At 67.6% G+C, this 18,305-nt stretch carries 17 protein-coding genes; 10 read left to right on the forward strand and 7 right to left on the reverse strand.

Features of this window, described 5'->3' with window-relative positions; all coding sequences use genetic code 11:
- Positions 1–195: 195 nt before the first annotated feature.
- Both IHQ52_RS04555 and IHQ52_RS04560 read left to right on the forward strand, forming a co-directional pair.
- A complete protein-coding gene (locus IHQ52_RS04555; protein ID WP_024499066.1) occupies positions 196–1,359 on the forward strand; it encodes a MalY/PatB family protein in 1,164 nt (387 codons plus the stop codon).
- A 42-nt stretch (positions 1,360–1,401) separates the two neighbouring features.
- Entirely contained in the window at positions 1,402–1,989 is a 588-nt protein-coding gene (locus tag IHQ52_RS04560; protein ID WP_024499067.1) for a class I SAM-dependent methyltransferase, read from the forward strand.
- 3 nt (positions 1,990–1,992) lie between these two features.
- Here the strand turns inward: IHQ52_RS04560 and IHQ52_RS04565 are convergent, their stop codons facing one another.
- Genes IHQ52_RS04565 through IHQ52_RS04575 form a run of 3 tightly spaced genes read right to left on the reverse strand, consistent with a single transcriptional unit; the run spans position 1,993 to position 5,406 of the window.
- Entirely contained in the window at positions 1,993–3,354 is a 1,362-nt protein-coding gene (locus IHQ52_RS04565; RefSeq protein WP_024499068.1) for a hypothetical protein, read from the reverse strand.
- On the reverse strand, positions 3,329–3,574 hold the full coding sequence (locus tag IHQ52_RS04570; protein WP_035760547.1) for a hypothetical protein: 246 nt from the start codon (positions 3,572–3,574) through the stop codon (positions 3,329–3,331). Before IHQ52_RS04570 ends, IHQ52_RS04565 begins: the two co-directional genes overlap by 26 nt.
- Positions 3,571–5,406 carry a hypothetical protein gene (locus IHQ52_RS04575; protein WP_024499070.1) on the reverse strand — a complete coding sequence of 612 codons (1,836 nt, stop codon included), beginning with the start codon at positions 5,404–5,406 and terminating at the stop codon, positions 3,571–3,573. Before IHQ52_RS04575 ends, IHQ52_RS04570 begins: the two co-directional genes overlap by 4 nt.
- Positions 5,407–5,549: 143 nt before the next feature.
- Between IHQ52_RS04575 and IHQ52_RS04580 the strand changes: the two genes are divergently transcribed.
- Complete coding sequence (locus tag IHQ52_RS04580) at positions 5,550–5,996, forward strand: MarR family winged helix-turn-helix transcriptional regulator (RefSeq protein WP_024499071.1); 447 nt, start codon at positions 5,550–5,552, stop codon at positions 5,994–5,996.
- 43 nt (positions 5,997–6,039) lie between these two features.
- Complete coding sequence (locus IHQ52_RS04585) at positions 6,040–6,462, forward strand: organic hydroperoxide resistance protein (protein WP_024499072.1); 423 nt, start codon at positions 6,040–6,042, stop codon at positions 6,460–6,462.
- A gap of 37 nt (positions 6,463–6,499) precedes the next feature.
- Here the strand turns inward: IHQ52_RS04585 and ilvD are convergent, their stop codons facing one another.
- Positions 6,500–8,215: a dihydroxy-acid dehydratase gene (ilvD, locus tag IHQ52_RS04590; RefSeq protein ID WP_024499073.1), complete on the reverse strand. Its 1,716-nt coding sequence runs from the start codon at positions 8,213–8,215 to the stop codon at positions 6,500–6,502.
- 94 nt (positions 8,216–8,309) lie between these two features.
- Positions 8,310–9,818 carry an acyl-CoA synthetase gene (locus IHQ52_RS04595; protein WP_024499074.1) on the reverse strand — a complete coding sequence of 503 codons (1,509 nt, stop codon included), beginning with the start codon at positions 9,816–9,818 and terminating at the stop codon, positions 8,310–8,312.
- Between the two features lie 132 nt (positions 9,819–9,950).
- Between IHQ52_RS04595 and IHQ52_RS04600 the strand changes: the two genes are divergently transcribed.
- The 4 genes from IHQ52_RS04600 (at position 9,951) to IHQ52_RS04615 (ending at position 13,868) form a co-directional block, all read left to right on the forward strand.
- The gene (locus tag IHQ52_RS04600; RefSeq protein WP_024499075.1) at positions 9,951–10,388 is read left to right on the forward strand and encodes a DUF309 domain-containing protein; all 438 of its coding nucleotides are present in this window, start codon (positions 9,951–9,953) and stop codon (positions 10,386–10,388) included.
- Positions 10,389–10,455: 67 nt separating this feature from the next.
- Positions 10,456–11,664 carry a DNA polymerase IV gene (gene dinB / locus IHQ52_RS04605; RefSeq protein WP_024499076.1) on the forward strand — a complete coding sequence of 403 codons (1,209 nt, stop codon included), beginning with the start codon at positions 10,456–10,458 and terminating at the stop codon, positions 11,662–11,664.
- 150 nt (positions 11,665–11,814) lie between these two features.
- Complete coding sequence (locus IHQ52_RS04610) at positions 11,815–13,116, forward strand: TrpB-like pyridoxal phosphate-dependent enzyme (protein ID WP_024499077.1); 1,302 nt, start codon at positions 11,815–11,817, stop codon at positions 13,114–13,116.
- A 2-nt stretch (positions 13,117–13,118) separates the two neighbouring features.
- Positions 13,119–13,868, forward strand: a complete 750-nt coding sequence (locus tag IHQ52_RS04615) for a DUF429 domain-containing protein (RefSeq protein ID WP_035760549.1) — start codon at positions 13,119–13,121, stop codon at positions 13,866–13,868.
- 574 nt (positions 13,869–14,442) lie between these two features.
- On the opposite strand, the gene IHQ52_RS04620 is transcribed toward IHQ52_RS04615, so the two are convergent.
- Complete coding sequence (locus IHQ52_RS04620; RefSeq protein ID WP_024499079.1) at positions 14,443–15,027, reverse strand: GNAT family N-acetyltransferase; 585 nt, start codon at positions 15,025–15,027, stop codon at positions 14,443–14,445.
- A gap of 57 nt (positions 15,028–15,084) precedes the next feature.
- Positions 15,085–15,699: a TetR/AcrR family transcriptional regulator gene (locus IHQ52_RS04625; protein ID WP_024499080.1), complete on the reverse strand. Its 615-nt coding sequence runs from the start codon at positions 15,697–15,699 to the stop codon at positions 15,085–15,087.
- Between the two features lie 208 nt (positions 15,700–15,907).
- Here IHQ52_RS04625 and IHQ52_RS04630 point away from each other — a divergent pair, with 208 nt between their 5' ends.
- Together IHQ52_RS04630 and IHQ52_RS04635 are read left to right on the forward strand one after the other, a co-directional pair.
- Entirely contained in the window at positions 15,908–17,017 is a 1,110-nt protein-coding gene (locus tag IHQ52_RS04630) for a homogentisate 1,2-dioxygenase (RefSeq protein ID WP_024499081.1), read from the forward strand.
- Entirely contained in the window at positions 17,014–18,201 is a 1,188-nt protein-coding gene (locus tag IHQ52_RS04635; RefSeq protein WP_024499082.1) for an alpha/beta fold hydrolase, read from the forward strand. The genes IHQ52_RS04630 and IHQ52_RS04635 overlap by 4 nt, the downstream gene beginning before the upstream one ends.
- Positions 18,202–18,305 lie beyond the last annotated feature (104 nt).

Raw genomic sequence — 18,305 nt, forward strand, 5'->3', positions numbered from 1 at the left:
CGGCGACGGCGTCGATGTCATTGCTCCCTGAGGAGCCCGGAGCGTGTGGGCCGTCCGTTTGCTCCCTGAGGAGCCCGGAGCTTGTGGGCCGTCCCTTTGCTCCCTGAGGAGCCCGGAGCTCGTGGGCCGTCTCTTTGCTCCCTGAGGAGCCCGGAGCTTGCGGAGGGCGTCTCGAAGGGTGGTACCAAGGACCGCGTGACACCGAGACCCGCCGCACCGTCGCTCGAGGAACTCCGACGCCGCACCAGCTCGAAGTGGTCCACTCATCCCGACGACGTGTTGCCGCTGTTCATCGCGGAGATGGATTACCAGCTCGCACCTGTGGTCGCGGAGGCGATGATCGACCGTATCCGGGCGTCGGATGTCGGGTATGCCGGTGACTCGGGCGGCGTCGGAACGGCTTTCGCCGGTTTCGCGGATCGGCGATGGAACTGGGAGGTCGGTGCGGACGATGTCGCGCTCACCACCGATGTCAGTGTCGTGATCGTCGAGACGCTGCGCTCGGCGATCGGCCCGGGTGCCGGCGTCATCCTGATGCCGCCGGTGTACCCGCCGTTCTTCGAGCTCATCCCGGAGGCCGGCGGAACCGTCGTCGAGGTGCCGTTGCTCGACGACCTGGTCCGGCGGATGGATCTCGACGGCATCGAGGCGGCACTGAAGTCGGGTGCGCGAGCGGTTCTGCTGTGTCACCCGCACAATCCCGTCGGACTCGTCCACGACGCATCCGATCTGGAACGGCTGGCCGAGCTCGCCGCGTCGTACGGTGCGATCGTGGTCAGCGACGAGATCCACGCACCGCTGGTCCATCCCGGGGTCGGGTTCGTCCCGTTCCTGACGGTGAGCGACACCGCGCGCGAGGTCGGCATCGCGGCGCATTCGGCGAGCAAGGCGTTCAACCTCGCCGGGGCCAAGTGTGCGCTGATGGTCGCCACCTCCGATACGACCCGGACGATCGTCGCAGGCCAGCCCGACGAGGTGCACTATCGAACGTCCATCCTCGGTCGCGCCGCGACCGAAGCGGCCTTCGCTCACGGCGACGACTGGCTCGACGCCACCCTGGAAGTCATCGGCGAGAGCCTGGATCTCCTGGATCAGCTTCTGGCCGAGCATCTTCCGGCTGTCGGCTATGCACGGCCGAGTGCGTCGTACCTGGCGTGGCTCGACTTCCGCGACGCCGGCCTCGGCGACAACCCGGGCCTGCCGATCCTCGAACACGGCCGGGTCGCGCTGCACTACGGCCCCGCGTTCGGCTCGCCGGGTAGGGGTTTCGCGCGGCTGAACGTCGCGTGTTCGCCGGAGGTGCTCACCGAGGCGATCGAGCGGATCGCCCGAGTCGTCGACAACTCGCCCGTTTCATAGCTCGAACCCGCGCCTGCCGCGGTGAAGTGCTATGAATCGGGAATGGGAAACGAGCGGGCCGCCGAGTGGGACGAGCGATACGGCAACGCGGAGCGGTTGTGGACCGCGGACGTCAATCCGGCGCTGATCACCGAGACCGAGGGGTTGGCGCCCGGCACCGCGCTCGACGTCGGGTCGGGGGAGGGCGCCGACGCCCGCTGGCTGGCGAAACGCGGCTGGCAGGTGACCGCCGTCGACATCTCGCAGGTGGCACTCGACCGAGCACGCGAGATCAGCGGCGACCTGCCGATCACCTGGACCCGTGCCGACCTCGTTGTCGATCCCGTCCCCGGTGACGACTTCGGTCTGGTCGCGCTGCACTACTTCCCGATCCCCGTCGCGGAGATCGAGGTCGCGCGCAAGCTCGTCGCCGCGGTCGGCCCGGGCGGATCCCTGCTGGTGGTCGCACATGCGCCGGAGGGTGTGCGGGCGCACGGCTTCGATCCCGACGATTTCGTGCAGCCGGGCGGTTTCGCGACACTTCTCGACGACGACTGGGAGATCGTCACCGACGAGACGCGCGAACGCGGCAAGGCCGCCGGCGGCGGTCACCACACGCATGACGTCGTGTTCCGGGCACGACGCCGGTGATCCCTAGCCGCCGAACAGCAGATACAGCCCGAGGAACGTGTAGCAGACCATCGTCACCATCATGGTGAGCTGTCCGGTCAGCTGATGTCGTCGCGGCAGGAGCCGCAGTGAGGCGTCGTGCGCGGCGGCCACTCCCAGCATGTGTCCGCCGACCACGAACACGACCTTGAGCGTCACCGTGACGGTCGGGTGATCCGACATGATGTACACCGGGTGGGCATCGCTGAGCCACAACAAGTTCCATCCCCGGCCCAGCGGATCGCCCAGGGCCAGGATGGCTTCCTGCCCCTGCTCGACGAGCGACTGCAGATAGTGGGCGAGGATGTAGCCGATGACGATCGGGACGAGTGAGTGTGCCATCAGGCCCGGTAGCCGACGGCGCAGATCGGGTTGCACACCGCCGACGGCGCGTGCCGCCGACCAGAACGTCACCGCGACAACGCCGACGAACACCAGCAGCCCGGCGGTCGAGAGCAGGGTGGCGATCGCCTGGTTGCCGTCGGCTCCGTCGCCACCGGCCTGCTCGGCGACGAAGTCCTGCCACTGGGGGAAGGCCGAGAAGCTGTCGAATGCGGTGGACCCGAGCAGGATTGCGAGCACGGTGACGGTGCCGGGCCGGATCGGCAGGGTGGTCAGCGAGTTCATCGGACTGCGCACGATCACGCGACCGTCGGGGTTCTTCGCGAACGGGGAGAGGCGGGAGGCGACCGTGCTGTAGACCGCGAACGGATCGGCATCCTCGGTCCAGCGAAGCCCGCAGATGATGCCGCCCACGAGGGTGATCGCGAGATAGCAGAGCAGCCAGATCCGCACCGATGAGACCGAATTCGGTTCCGGGGAGGCCAGTTCGAGCCAGACGAAGGCGAAGAGTCCGAACGCAGCCGGCCACCAGCCGAGGCGTCGGGGATAGTCCGTCAGGCCGACGACCCGGGACCCGAAGATCCCGCGCGCGATCCGCAGCACGGTGCGGATCGGTGACAGCAGTCGCCACACCGGGCCGATCAGCACCGACAGCACGATCATGCCCACCCACAGCAGTACGTAGAACGAGCCCGGCAGGGGGTTGTCGTGGGACGGCCCGAACGCGGCCACCACCAGCCACGCGGTGAGTATCAGTGCGGCACCGGCGAGTACCCCACGAAGCCATCGGTTGTCGACGGTCGAGGTCACCCACCCGGGGAGCTCGCGCCCGGCGTCGGATCGCCCGTATCGCGGAGTGCGCCAGGCGAAGGCGATCACCGCGAAGGAGATGGTCAGCGCCCACGCACCGCCGATCAGGACCGCGGTCAGCGGGACGGGCAGGAACTCCGAGCCGCCCAGCCCGTGGGCGAGCAGAGTCTCAGTCGGCCTCGCGGTCGGGGTCATCGGCCTCGTTCCAGGTCGGTGCGTCGGTGGGGTTCTCGGTGCGATCTCCGGTGGAATCCTCGATGGGGTCCTCGTCGTCATCTCCTCGACGACGATCGGCGATCGCGATCGCGATGATGACGCCCACCAGGATGAACGCGGGGATCACCGCGGGCAGCGCCAGTATCAGGGGATGCGTGGCGAGGTGGTGGACCACCGGGTCCGGTGCGGCGGCGATCATTGTTGGGGCTGCAATTCGGGTTTCCGCGCGCCCGAGGTCGCCTCACGGGAGTTGACCCGGCCGGCTCCCCACGACAGCGCGGCGATGAGCAACAGTGAACAGACCAGCACCACCACGGCTGCGGCGCCGAACAGCCACGACGGATAGTCGAAGGTGCGCTCGCGCTGGAGGATCGAGATCTCCGAGACGAACGGTTTCGTCGACGTCTGCTGGGCCGGCTCACCCTCCGCACCGATCGCGGGGTCCGCCGGCAGATACACCGGCACACCGGCCATGGTGGTGCCGTCCTGCACACGCAGGATGGTCTTCCACGACCCCGACACCGGGATCGGTTCGGTGGACCGGAACTGGTTGGGGCCTACCCGCTCGAGCCGGTCGATGACGATGCCGCGATCGTTGTCGACCCCGCCCTGCCAGGACATCAGCGTCACCCACTCGGGGTCACCGCTGATCGCGTCGGCCGGATCGAGGAAAACTTCGGCCGTGACGTTCTGCTCGGCGGCATCGTTCGGTCCGGCGGGGGTCAGGACGACCCGGGCGGTCATGTCGGCGGGTACGGAGACCCGCAGGCCGTTTGCGACCGCCCCGCCTATCACCACCACCGAGAGCACGACGGCGGTGATGCTGATCCAGCGTCGCGGCAGTCGCTCACCGACCGAGACGAGGCCCAGCAGGCCGCCGCACAGACCCGCCACCACGCCGACCGGGACGGCCATCGCCAGCGCTTCGCCCCACATGCCGGTGACCCAGGGGAACGGATATGCCGCGGCGATCCACCAGGATTCGATCCAGAGTCCGATCGTCGCGACCCCCAGGCCCGCCACCGCACCGAAGAGCACGCGGCGCTTGATGAGCGGCGTCAACGCGAGCAACTCGACGACCACGGCCGCGCCGAGGTAGAGGGGGAACACGTTGATCGGCGCGCCGAGCGCCGGCCCGACCACGACCGCGACGACGCCACGCAGCAGGATCGCGAACACCGCTGCGACCAGGGCACTACCCGGCCCGAGGCTGATCCGCGCGGCGACGAGGGCGAACGCACCGGCACCGGCGATCATCATCGGCTGCAGCACGAGCCGGAACTGCTCGACACCGAAGTCGTACTCGATCTGGAAGACCGACATGCCGATCACCAGGCCACCGAACGCCAGGCAGCGGACCAGCCACTGCCCGCGCCCGTCCGGCGGGAGGTCGGGGCCCATCGCGGCCCTGCCCTCGCGGTCGAGGATGACGACCGCGATGAGCGACAGTCCCGCGCCCCCGATCAGCATCAGGTGCGTCGGACCCCAGAGCGTGACGTCCTGACCGAAGATACGGTGCCAGACGTCGTCCAGCGGGAAGCCCACCAGGGCATAGAAGCCGCAGCCCGCCAACAGGATTCCGCCGACCGGCGCGTACCAGTGGCGGGTGATCCGGACGGCCGCGCGGCCGGGCTTGTCGAAGGGCAGGAAGACCGACAGCATGCCGGAGATGAACAGCAGGAACAGGCCCACCAGGATGAAGTAGTGCGCCGGGTTGGCGAGCGGTCCCTCGTCGCGGCCGTCACCGATGTGCAGGCTGACGTCCCAGAGGAAGCCGAACAGGGCGCAGATGATCGTGCTGGTGAACAGGAAGATCGGCAGCGCCGCCCACGGGGGTCGGTTGACGCGGCGCGCCGCCCAGTCGGCCAGGGTGGTCAGCCACGTGATCTTGCGCGTGCGGTGTAGGTATCCGATCCAGAGCAGACCGATCGACACGACTGCGGCTGCCGCGGACATCAGGAACACCTGGTCGAGCGCCGCACCGCCGCCCTCGGCGGCGAGATGGAGTGACGTGCCATCGCTTGTTGTCATGGACGAAGTATGCACATCTTGGTCATGTCCCGGGAGGCGGTCGGTCAAACTCCGACTTTGGGACACGGACGGGTGATGTCGTCGCGACGCGCAGGCGGAAACTAGGTTGTGCACAATTAAGTTGTGCACTACTGTTCTGGAACGTGCCCACCAATCCGGAGCCCCTCGACCGACAGCTCTGTTTCTCGTTGTATGCCGCCACCCGGGCTGTCACCGGCCTCTACCGAGAGGTGCTGTCCGAGTTCGGGCTCACGTTTCCCCAGTACCTCGTGCTGCTCGCCCTCTGGGAACAGGACGGGCTCACCGTGCGGGAACTGGGCGAGCGGCTCCAGCTCGACAGCGGCACGTTGTCGCCGCTACTCCGTCGTCTCGAGCGGGCCGGGTACATCGCCCGCGAACCTTCGGCCGAGGATGCCCGTGTGGTTCATGTCCACCTGACCCGGGAAGGGGATGCGCTGCGTAGCCAGGGCGGCCGGATCCAAGGATGCCTGGTGGACAACCTGGACCTCACCTACGACGAGGCGTCGACCCTGCATGCGCTGGCGCACAAGGTCACCGATCAGGCGCGCGGCCGGCTGCCGCGTAACTGATCAAGGGAGTCAAGTCATCGCCAACCAGTTGAAGGAGACAATCATGAACACCCTCTACACCGCAGAAGCCCTGGCCACCGGCGCGGGGCGCAACGGCCACGTCCGCACCACCGACGGCTTCGTCGACACCGACCTCGCCATTCCGCGCGAGATGGGTGGTGCCGGCGGTGCCGCCAACCCCGAGCTGCTCTTCGCCGCGGGTTATGCCGCCTGCTTCCACTCCGCCCTGCAGGCGGTGGCGCGCGAGGCCAAGGCCACGCTGGGCGATTCGAGCGTCGGTGCCAAGGTCGGCATCGGCGCCGACGAGCAGGGCGGCTTCCAGCTCGCTGTCACTCTCGAGGTCGTCATCCCCGACCTTCCCCAGGACCAGGCGCAGGCTCTCGCCGACCGTGCGCATCAGGTCTGCCCCTACTCCAACGCCACCCGCGGCAACATCGACGTCAACGTCATCGTCGTCGACGACTGATCGAGCCTCGCCGGTAGAGCAGCTCCGCAGGGGGCCGTCAGCGGCAGACGGCTCCCTGCGAAGCGGACGTGACCAGCTTCGAGTACTTCGCCAGGACGCCACGCGTGTACCGGGGTGGCAGGGGAGTGAACTCCTTTGCGCGAGCCTCGAGTTCGGCGTCGTCGACGAGAAGGTCGAGGAGGCCGCGACCCACGTCGAGGCGGATGCGATCCCCGTCGCGGACCAGGGCGATGGGGCCACCGTCGACGGCCTCCGGTGCAACGTGGCCCACGCACAGACCAGTAGTGCCGCCCGAGAACCGGCCGTCGGTCATCAGGAGGACGTCCTTGCCGAGGCCCGCGCCCTTGATGGCGCCGGTGATGGCCAGCATCTCGCGCATCCCCGGTCCGCCCTTGGGGCCTTCGTAGCGGATGACGACGACGTCGCCGGCGGTGATCGTGCCGTCCTCGAGTGCATCCATGGCGGCGCGCTCGCGGTCGAAAACCCGTGCGGTGCCCTCGAATACGTCGGAGTCGAAGCCCGCCGACTTCACCACGGCCCCTTCCGGAGCCAGCGATCCCTTGAGGATGGTGATGCCCCCGGTCGGGTGGATGGGCGACTTGGTGGCGCGCAGGACCTGTCCGTCGGGGTCGGGCGGGGCGATGTGCGCGAGGTTCTCCGCGACCGTCTTGCCGGTCACCGTCAGGCAGTCGCCGTGCAGCAGCCCGGCGTCGAGGAGGGCCTTCATCACCACCGGCACACCACCGATGCGGTCGACGTCGGTCATCACGTGCCGCCCGAACGGTTTGACGTCGGCGAGGTGAGGGACGCGGGCGCCCACGCGGATGAAATCGTCGAGCGACAACTCGACCTCGGCCTCGTTGGCGATGGCGAGCAGGTGGAGCACCGCGTTGGTGGACCCGCCGAACGCCATCACGACGGCGATCGCGTTCTCGAAGGCCTCGCGGGTCATGATGTCGCGCGCGGTGATTCCGCGGCGCAGCATCTCGACGACGGCCACTCCGCTCTGCCGGGCGAACTGGTCCCGTCGCTTGTCCGGAGCCGGGGGAGCAGCGCTGCCGGGTAGGGACATCCCGAGTGCCTCGGCGGCGCTGGCCATCGTGTTGGCCGTGTACATGCCGCCGCACGCACCCTCACCCGGGCAGATGGCGCGTTCGATGGTGTCGACGTCCTCGCGGCTCATGAGCCCGCGGGCGCATGCGCCCACCGCCTCGAAGGCGTCGATGATGGTGACCTGACGTTCTTCGCCGTCGGACAGCGTGGCGTATCCGGGCAGCGTCGACCCGGCGTAGAGGAACACCGACGCGAGATCGAGCCGGGCGGCGGCCATGAGCATGCCGGGCAGGGACTTGTCGCAGCCGGCGAGCAGCACCGAACCGTCGAGCCGTTCGGCACTCATCACGGTTTCCACGCTGTCGGCGATCACCTCGCGGGAGACCAACGAGAAGTGCATGCCCTCGTGACCCATCGAGATGCCGTCGGAGACCGAGATGGTGCCGAATTCGAGGGGATAACCGCCGCCCTCGTGGACGCCGCCCTTGACGGCCTTGGCCAGCCGGTCGAGCGAGAGGTTGCACGGGGTGATCTCGTTCCACGACGACCCCACTCCGATCTGGGGTTTCGCCCAGTCGTCGTCGCCCATGCCCACCGCGCGGAGCATGCCACGGGCGGCGGTCTTCTCCAGGCCGTCCGTGACGTCGCGACTGCGCGGCTTGATGTCGGCTTCGACGCCCGTCTCTGTTCGGTTGGTCATGAACCCACCGTAGTGGCCCGCGAAAGTGATCAGGTTGCGTTTGATCCCGGAGTGCGGGCACAAACGCAACCTGATCTGGTCGGACAGCGGATCTCTAGGCGCGCAGCTCCCGCTTGAGCAGCTTGCCGCTCTGGTTGCGCGGCAGTTCCTCGACGAACTTCACCAGCTTCGGGACCTTGAACGGCGCGAGCTGTTGCTTGACGTGGTCGATCAGCTCGGCCTCGGTGACCGCAGCCTCGGCGCGCAGCACGACGACCGCGGTGATCGCCTCGATCCACTTGTCGTCCGGGGTGCCGATCACCGCGACCTCCGCCACGGCGTCGTGGGTGTAGATCGCATCCTCGACCTCGCGTGAGGCGACGAGGATGCCACCGGTGTTGATGACGTCCTTGATGCGGTCGACGACGGTGACGTAACCCTCCTCGTCGCGCGTGACGAGGTCACCGGAGTGGAACCAGCCGCCCCGGAAGGCCTCGTCGGTCGCGGCCGGGTTGTCCCAGTAGCCCTGGCACAGCTGCGGTGAGCGGTACAGGATCTCACCCGGCTCACCGACGGGCACGTCGTTGCCGTCGGCGTCGACGACGCGGGTCTCGACGAAGAACACCGGCCGGCCGCACGAGGCGGGTCGGGCGTCGTGCTCCTCGGGGCGGAGAACCGTTGCCAGCGGACCGATCTCGGACTGGCCGAAGCAGTTGTAGAAGCCCAGATCGGGGTAGCGCTCGCGGAGGCGCTGCAGGACGGTGACCGGCATGATCGACGCGCCGTACTGCGCCTTCCGCAACGACGACAGGTCGCGGGTCTCGAGGTCGGGATGCGCGGCCAACGGCACCCACACCGTCGGTGCCAGGAACAGCGAACCGATCTTGTATTCCTCGACGAGGCGCAGGATCTCGGGGATGTCCGGTGCCGGCATCAGCCGGACCGTGGCGCCCACCGCCAGGTACGGAACCATGAAGACGTGCATTCCCGCCGAGTGGTAGAGCGGCATGCAGATCAGCGGGTTGTCCTCGGAGTCGAGATCCAGGGCGATGATCGACGAGGTGTACTCGTGGATGAGCGCGCGGTGGGTCATCATGGCGCCCTTGGGTTTCGACGTCGTGCCCGAGGTGTAGAGGAACTGGACCAGGTTGGTGTCCTCCACCGCGACGTCCAGTGCGGGCACGTCTCCCGCGGTGGCGATGGCGATCAGCGAATCATCGGCGTCGCGCAGGGGGAGCACGAACTCGGCCGGCACGACGTCGATGACGGCGTCGAGGTTGTCGGTGAGACCCGGGTCGACGAGCACGGCCCGCGCACCGGACTGCTCGAGGAGGTAGCTCAGCTCGCCGCCGCGCAACGCGTAGTTGATCGGCACGTGCACGAGTCCGGCACGCGCCGCGGCGAGGTAGCCGATGACGTAGGCGTGCGAGTTGGTGCCGTAGCCGGCCACGCGATCACCCTTGGCCAGGCCGAGGGAGAGGAGGTGCGCGGCGGCGCGGGTCACCGCGTCGTCGAGTTCGCGGTAGGTGAGGGTGTCGTCGCCGAAATGCAGGGCGGCGCGGTCGGGGAATCTCGCGGCAGTGCGGCGCAGCACTCCGTCGACGGTGTTCGAAGTGGGGGTCATCACCTCATCAGAATGACTGCTGCAATCCCGGCGGTGGCACACACCCCCTGCCGCGTCCGGCACCTGCGCAGGGCGTCTGTCACAGTCGAAGGACAGCACGAATCGGAGATCGACGCGATGGAGATGTGGCCCATGGGAAAAGACCGAGATCGGGATCCCGACGGTCGCGCCCGACAGGCTCGGCCGCGTGACGAACTGGGTCGCCCGCTGCCGTACGGTGCGCCGGGCGTCGAGCCGGTGCCCGAGGAGCCGTTGCCACCGCACGAGACGATCGCATTCGCGTGGCGGCTGCTCGAGGACGGCCGGCCGTTCTCCGCCCACGAGGTGTTCGAGACGCGATGGAAGTCCTGTCCGGCCAAGGAACGTCCCCTGTGGCAGGGGCTCGCCCAGCTCTGCGTGGCGCTGACGCATCATCGACGCGGAAACACTGTCGGTGCCCGACGCCTCTACGATCGGGCGGCCGCGCGACTCGTCGAGTACGAGAACGCCGGCGGAGTGAGGTACGAGATGGATCTGACGGCGATCCGCGACTGCGTGCTCGACGAGATCGACGAGGCCGAACCGACCTGAGGTGGTCCGGCCGAGTGTCATCGCCGGTAGGGCCGGGTTGTCGCACCGGTATGCGAACATATGTTCTATGCGGATCGAGCGGCGGGAGCGGCAGGAGGCAACGATCCTGCATGCCGATCTCGACTCCTTCTACGCATCGGTGGAGCAACGGGACGACCCGTCCTTGCGCGGTCGCCCGGTGCTGGTCGGCGGGGGAGTTGTGCTGGCCGCGAGCTACGAGGCGAAGGCGAGGGGGGTGCGGTCGCCGATGCCCGGTCACGAGGCTCGGGCGCTGTGCCCTGATGCCGTGGTCGTCCGGCCCCGGTTCGACGCCTACATGGAGGCCAGCCGCGAGGTCTTCGACATCTTCCATGACACCACTCCGGTGGTCGAGGGCATCTCGGTCGACGAGGCATTCCTCGACGTCGGCGGCCTGGGCCGGATCAGCGGGACCCCGCACGACATCGCCTCGACGATCCGGGTTCGAGTGCGTGAGGAGGTCGGCCTGCCGATCACCGTCGGTGGTGCGCGCAGCAAGTTCCTGGCGAAGGTGGCGAGCGCCGTCGGCAAGCCCGACGGTCTGCTGATCGTCGCGCCCGGCACCGAGCTCGCGTTTCTCCATCCCCTGCCGGTGCGTCGGCTGTGGGGCGTCGGGCCGGTGACGGAGTCCAAGCTGCACGACGCCGGAGTCGAGACCGTCGGTCAGCTGGCCGCGATGGGTGAGCGATCGCTACGCGCGGTCGTCGGATCGGGCGCGGGACGGCACCTGTTCGCCCTCTCGATGGCGCAGGACCCGCGTCGGGTCGAGACCGGTAAGCGCCGGTCCTCGATCGGTTCGCAACGCGCGCTCGGGCGTCGGCCCAAGTCCGAGGCCGACCTCGAGGCGACCATCGTGGCGATCGTCGAACGCCTCGGTAAGCGGTTGCGGACGGCCGAGAGGGTCTGTCGCACAGTCGTTCTGCGGCTGCGTTTCGATGACTTCGCCCGCGCGACCCGCTCCCGCACCCTCCCTGAGCCCACCGACCGCACCGACCTCATCATGGCGTCGGCGCGTGGCCTCCTCGCCGACGCGATGCCGATCATCCGGGAGCGCGGCTGCACTCTCGTCGGATTGTCGCTGACCAACCTCGACGACCACGACAACATTCAGCTGACCCTGCCGTTCGACACCGATCATGCCGAACAGCTCGACGCCACGATGGATCTTCTGCGCGACCGGTTCGGCCGGGATTCGGTCACCCGCGCCGTGCTGATCGGCCGTCACCACGGCGACGACGCCCCGATGCTCCCCGATTAGGGATTTCGCAGAGGTAGCGCGCGCCAGGGCACCACTTCTTCTACCGATCGTCGATGCCGTCCTCGCCAGGACCATCGACCCCCCAAATCGTGACCTGAGAATGCCACGGCCGGGGTACGTCACAGGCCGCGCGCACTAGAGTGGACGACCATGACCACGCAAGTAGACGCCACCAATCCCGACCTGGTGACGGTCGGTGTGCCGACGCACTGGTACAACCTCGCCGCCGAGCTCGAGACACCGATTCCCCCGCATCTGCATCCCGGCACCAAGGAGCCGGTGGGTCCCGAGGATCTCGCCGCGTTGTTCCCCAGCGGACTCATCGCGCAGGAGGTCTCCTCTGAGGCCTACATCGAGATCCCCGAACCGGTCCGCGAGATCTACCAGATGTGGCGCCCGTCGCCGCTGATCCGCGCACGTCGCTTCGAGCAGGCGCTCAACACCAAGGCGCGCATCTACGTCAAGTACGAGGGCGTCAGCCCGGTCGGCAGCCACAAAACCAATTCCGCTGTCGCGCAGGCCTATTACAACAGCCTCGACGGCGTCACCAAGCTGACGACCGAGACCGGTGCCGGGCAGTGGGGTAGCGCGCTCGCCTTCGCGGGTGCGCAGTTCGGCATCGACGTCGAGGTCTGGCAGGTGCGCGCCTCGTACAGCTCGAAGCCGTATCGTGGCTTCCTGATCCGCACCTACGGCGGCACGATCCACCCGAGCCCCTCGGACCTGACCGAGTCGGGACGGGCGATGCTCGCCAAGGACCCGAACACCACGGGCAGCCTCGGCATGGCGGTCAGTGAGGCGGTCGAGGTCGCCGCTTCCGATCCGGACACCCGCTACGCACTCGGCAGCGTGCTCAACCACGTCGTGCTGCACCAGAGCGTCATCGGCGTGGAGGCCGTCGATCAGCTCAACGCCGTCGAACCCGGCGGAGCGGACATCGTCTTCGGTTGTGCCGGTGGCGGTTCCAATCTCGCGGGACTCTCCTTCCGGTTCCTGCGGGAGAAGCTGCACGGACGGTCGAACCCGCGCGTGGTCGCGGCCGAGCCGGCCGCCTGCCCGTCCATCACCCAGGGTGAGTACCGCTACGACCACGGCGATGTCGCCGGTCTCACGCCGCTGCTCAAGATGCACACGCTCGGAATGGATTTCGTTCCGGATCCGATCCATGCTGGTGGTCTGCGCTACCACGGTATGGCACCGGCGCTGAGCCACACGGTCGAGCTCGGACTCGTTCAGGGCGTTGCGATCACCCAGCACGATGCGTTCAGCGCGGGCGTGCAGTTCGCGCGGACGCAGGGTATCGTCCCGGCCCCGGAGTCGACGCATGCCATCGCCGCGTGTGCCGCCCACGTCGCCGACAGTGACAAGGAAGAGGTCGTGGTCATCGGCCTGTCGGGCCACGGCCAGCTCGATCTTCCCGCCTACGCGGAATTCCTCGACGGCAAATTCTGAGCATGCCCCCGGCGATGCGGACGGTCGGTGTCGACCTGTCCGCATCGCCGGCCAAGACCGCGGTCGCGGTCCTCGACTGGTTCGACGACCGGGCCGAACTGACCGAGCTGGTCGTCGGAGCCGACGACGCCGAGATCCGACGCCTCGTCGACGGTGCGACCCGCATCGGAATCGATTCACCCTTCGGCTGGCCGGATGACTTCGTGGAATTCGTTGTCGCACATCATCACCAAGAGTCGAAACCGGGCCGTCGGCTCGACGATATCGCGAATCGACGTCCGCTGGCGCTGCGTCGTACCGACCTCTGGATCGCCGAGTCGGGGCTGGGTCGACCCCTCAGCGTGTCCGCCGACCAGATCGCCCATGTCGCCTTCCGCTGTGCGGGCCTCCTCGCCGATCTCGGTGTCCGGGACCGCGTCGACGGCTGGGCGGTCGAGGCCTACCCGGCCGGAGCACTCAAACGCTGGGGACTCATCTCACGGGGTTACAAACGCGCCGCCAACCGGACCGTGTTGACCGAGCTCGTCGATGCGCTACGGACGGCGGCGCCGTGGCTGGAACCGGGCGCTCACACAGACCTCATGGTTCGTGACGACGACGCCTTCGACGCCGTCATCACCGCGCTGATCGCCCGCGCCGCAGCGTTGGGGCGGACATCGCTGCCATCAGCGGAAGACCGTGCGGTTGCGTCGCGGGAGGGCTGGATTCATGTCCCGAACGGCGATCTGGGCGGACTCATCCCCGCTGGTTGAGTAGGCGAGGAGCCTGCGACGAGCCGTGCCCCGCTGGTTGAGTAGGCGACGAGCCGTGCCCCGCCGGTTGAGCCGACACCGAGCGCAGCGAGGCGTCGCGTCGAAACCCATCCGCCACCACACCTCACCAAGCAACTCCACGCCGGTTGAGCCGACACCGAGCGAAGCGAGGCGTCGCGTCGAAACCCCGCCGGCCACACCCCACCCGGCCAGCTCAACCAGCAGGACCGCGAGGTTTCGACGCGGTGGCTCGCTGCGCTCGCTACCGGCTCAACCAGCAAGACCGCGAGGTTTCGACGCGGTGGCTCGCTGCGCTCGCTACCGGCTCAACCTGCAGGGACGCGAGGTTTCGACGCGGTGGCTCGCTCGGCTCGCTACCGGCTCAACCTGCAGGACGCGAGGTTTCGACGCGGTGGCTCGCTGCGCTCGCTACCGGCTCAACCTGCAGGGACGCGAGGTTTCGACGCGGTGGCTCGCTGCGCTCGCTACCGGCTCAACCTGCAGGGACGCGAGGTTTCGACGCGGTGGCTCGCTGCGCTCGCTACCGGCTCAACCACCAGTATCGAAACCACCCTCACCGCAACGACTTCCGCATCACCACCCGCGGAAACCCGTCCAGCACAGAGGTGGTGTCGGCCGCCCACTCGAACCCGGCTTTCTCGAACAACCCGCGGGTGCCGACGTAAGCCATCGTGAGATCCACCTTCTTACCGCGATTGTCGAGCGGGTACCCCTCGATGGCCGGCGCCCCGTTCGACCGGGCGAACTCGACAGCGCCCTGGAGGAGCGCGCGCGAGATCCCCTTCTTGCGGTGGCCGGGTCGGACGCGGAGGCACCACGCGGACCACACGGGGAGGTCGTCGACGTGCGGGATCTTACGGTTGCGGGCGAAGGTCGTGTCGGCACGCGGTGAGACCGCCGCCCAACCCACCACTTCTTCGGTGTCGTCGATCGTCTCGTACGCCAGGACTCCGAGTGGAATCCCGCTGTCGCACAACTCCTTCACGAACTCACCGCGCTGTTCGCGGAGCAGGGCCCGATTCTCCGTGCTGGGGATGCGGTAACTCAGGCACCAGCACACGTTGGAGGTCGGTTTCTTGGGCCCGACCATCGTCGCGATGTCGGCGAAGGTCGTTGCGGGCCGGACGTCGATCGTCATGCGTCCCAGCATCACAACCGGCGACGATGTGCCGCAAGAGCCAGATCCTGTACGGATTCAGCGCTGGATGTGTGGAACCGACCGGTACACCGTCCGGTACCAGATGGTGGTGAGGATGTCGATGGCCGTGTCGTCGTCGGGGATGGACCCGACCACACCTCCGCGGACGGCGAGCCAAGACCAGCACGAGGATTCGAGCGTGTTCACGAGCGCCGACGCGAGCGGTTCGAGGGGCAGGCCGATGTGGTACCCGGCCCGTTCCGCGCTGTGCAGTCCCGCCAGCACCTGCTTGATGCCCGACGCACGGTTGGCGTGCCAGCGATCCCGGAACTCGTCGTCGAGCATGGACATCTGGAACAGTCCGATGATCTCGGGCAGGTACTTCTTGTATGTCGTCCAGTAGGCGGTGACGGCCGCACGCACCCCCGCTTCGGGATCCGAGTGTCTCGTGGCGAGAGAACCCTCGACGACTTCGCTGCTGAACTGGTCCAGCAGCGCCTCGAGGAGCTGATCCTTGTTGTCGTAATAGTTGTAGAACGAGCCGGTGGAGCGGCCCGCGGCGGCCGCGATGTCGGAGATCTTGGTGTTCAGGTAGCCCTTGTCGGCGAAACAACGACGCGCTGCGTCGAGAAACGCGGCCTCGGTCTGGCGTCCCTTGTTCGTCGGCGGCACCGAACACTCCTTCCGAGGACTGATTCGTTCATCGAAGCATGTATTTCGCTCCGGTCGGGCAAGGTCGGGATGAACGATGTGGTCCTTGTCATATTCTGAACCTGAATCTAGCATCAGAAAAGTCTGCGCGGGAACCACCGGGAGTTGCTCCCCGGCCAGGCCGCGCCCCGTCTGTCCGCTCTCGATCGCTCACACCAGGAGTCAGCCAGTGGAATCGTTCATCCAGCACCGGAAGGGTCGCACGCCGCGACAGGTCCACCGTGACCTCGAGGACCTCAAAGACGACGAGCTCGGCCGCTACGGATTCACCGGCCGGACGGCGCATCTCTACCGGCGCAACGATCCGACGCAGTTCCGCGCGGTCGGTACCCACACCGGCGTCGACCGCTTCGTCACCGAACTCACCCCGACCGATCAGATCGACCCGTCGGGTGAGCCGCTGCTGATGTTCTACAACGACGACTGCCGGATCTCGCTCAGCCGCCGCAGCCAGGCCGCGCCATTCTGGTTCCGCCCGGTCGACGGCGACGAACTGATCTTCGTCCACGAGGGCACCGGCCACTTCGAGACGGAGTTCGGCCGGCTGTCCTACCGGCCGGGCGACTACGTCTACATCCCCAAGGGATGCACGTACCGGCAAATCCCCGACGACCAGTCGCTGCTGCTCATCATCGAGGCTGTCGACGAATACCGGGTCCCGGAGCCGGGCGTGCTCGGACGGTTTTTCCCCTTCGATTCGTCGCTGGTCGCCGTCCCCGAGGCCGAGGTCTTCGAGGGCGACGGGCGCGAGGAGTACGAGGTTCGGTTCCGCCAGCGCGAGGGGCAGACGACGCTGTTCTATCCGTTCCATCCGCTCGACGTCGAGGGGTGGCGCGGCGATCTGTTCCCGTTCACCTTCAACCTCGAGGACTACGACGTCATCACCTCGGAGTCGGTGCACCTCCCGCCGACCGTGCATCTGTTCATGCAGGCTACGGGCGTGTACGTGATGAACTTCCTGCCGCGTCCCGCCGAGGCCCGCAAGGGCGCCGAACGGCTGCCCTGGTTCCACCGCAACACCGACTTTGACGAGATCGCGTTCTTCCACGGCGGCAGCATGTTCGGCATCGGCATGCCTCCCGGCCTGATCTCGCATGCGCCGCAGGGTATTCACCACGGCATCCCGGAGAAGGCCCGCGAACGGTCGCGCCGGAAGTTCGACGAGTTCGACCGTGTCGAGTGGAAGGTCATCGCGATCGACACGCGTCGTCGTCTCATCGCGACCCCGGTCATGACCGGGTCGGCATCGGCCGAGGTCCAGGAGGAGGCACAGGTATGAGTTCGGCGAACACGTTGCCGCGCCACGAGTACGAGCGCATTCCCTACCTCGTCGTCTTCGACGACACGTCGGCCTACCAGGACACCTACGGCGGCGTCACCGAGAGCGTCGTCCTGGAGAGCTACCTCCTGAAACCGGTGGGCGTGCCGTCGAAGAACGTCATCGTCTTCATGCACCCGATCGGTGGCGGCGCCTATCTGCCGATGACCAATGCGCTGGCCCGCGCGGGTCATCACGTCATCTACTGCAACAGCCGGTATCGCGGCGTCGACAGCGCCCTGATCATGGAGAAGGTCGTCCAGGACCTCGGGGCCTGCGTGAAGGACGCCAAGGAACGGCTCGGCTACGAGAAGGTGATCCTGGCCGGTTGGAGTGGTGGAGGTGCGCTGTCGCTGTACTACCAGCAGCAGGCCCAGCATGCGACGGTCACGGAGACTCCCGCCGGAGAGCCGCCGGATCTCACCCGGCTCGATCTGCCTGCGGCCGACGGCATGATGCTCCTGGCCGCACACGTGTCCCGCCACGGAACGCTGACGGAGTGGATGGATCCGTCGATCCTCGACGAAAACGATCCGGAGAAGCGTGATCCCGAGCTGGATCTCTACAACCCGGCGAACCCGAACCAGCCGCCCTACACCGCGGAGTTCCTGGAGCGGTACCGGGCCGCGCAGATCGATCGCAACCGCCGGATCACCGCGTGGGTCAAGGAGCAACTCGCCGACCTCCGCGGCCGCGGTGAGCCGTTGATGGAACGCGGGTTCATCGTCCACGGCACCATGGCCGACCCGCGGTGGCTCGACCTGTCCGTCGACCCGAGCGACCGTGAACTCGGCTGCTACCTGGGGGATCCACGCATCGTGAACATGGGACCGGTCGGCCTGGCACGGTTCACGACGCTGCGAAGTTGGTTGTCGCAGTGGAGTTATGACGACGCACACGGCGACGGTCCGCGCTGTGCCGCGGATCTCGAGGTCCCGACGCTGGTCATCGGTAACTCGGCCGACAACGCGTGCACACCCAGCCACACCCACCGGCTTTTCGACGCCGTCGGCCACCCCGACAAGACTCTGCACACGATAACCGGTGCGACACACTACTATTCGGGCCGCGATCAGATCCCGCACCTCAAAGAGGCGGTCGGTATCATCACGGGTTGGATGGGTGAGCGGGGCTGGGCCAACTGAGCGCCGGGCACTAAAACCGCCCCCGAAAAGCGCCCCTGATACCGGCCCTCGAAATGCGCCCTCGGGAGCGGCGTCGGCGACACAGTGTCGTCGGGCCTCCTCTG

Source organism: Gordonia amicalis, assembly GCF_022059885.1.
Taxonomy (GTDB): Bacteria; Actinomycetota; Actinomycetes; order Mycobacteriales; family Mycobacteriaceae; genus Gordonia; species Gordonia amicalis.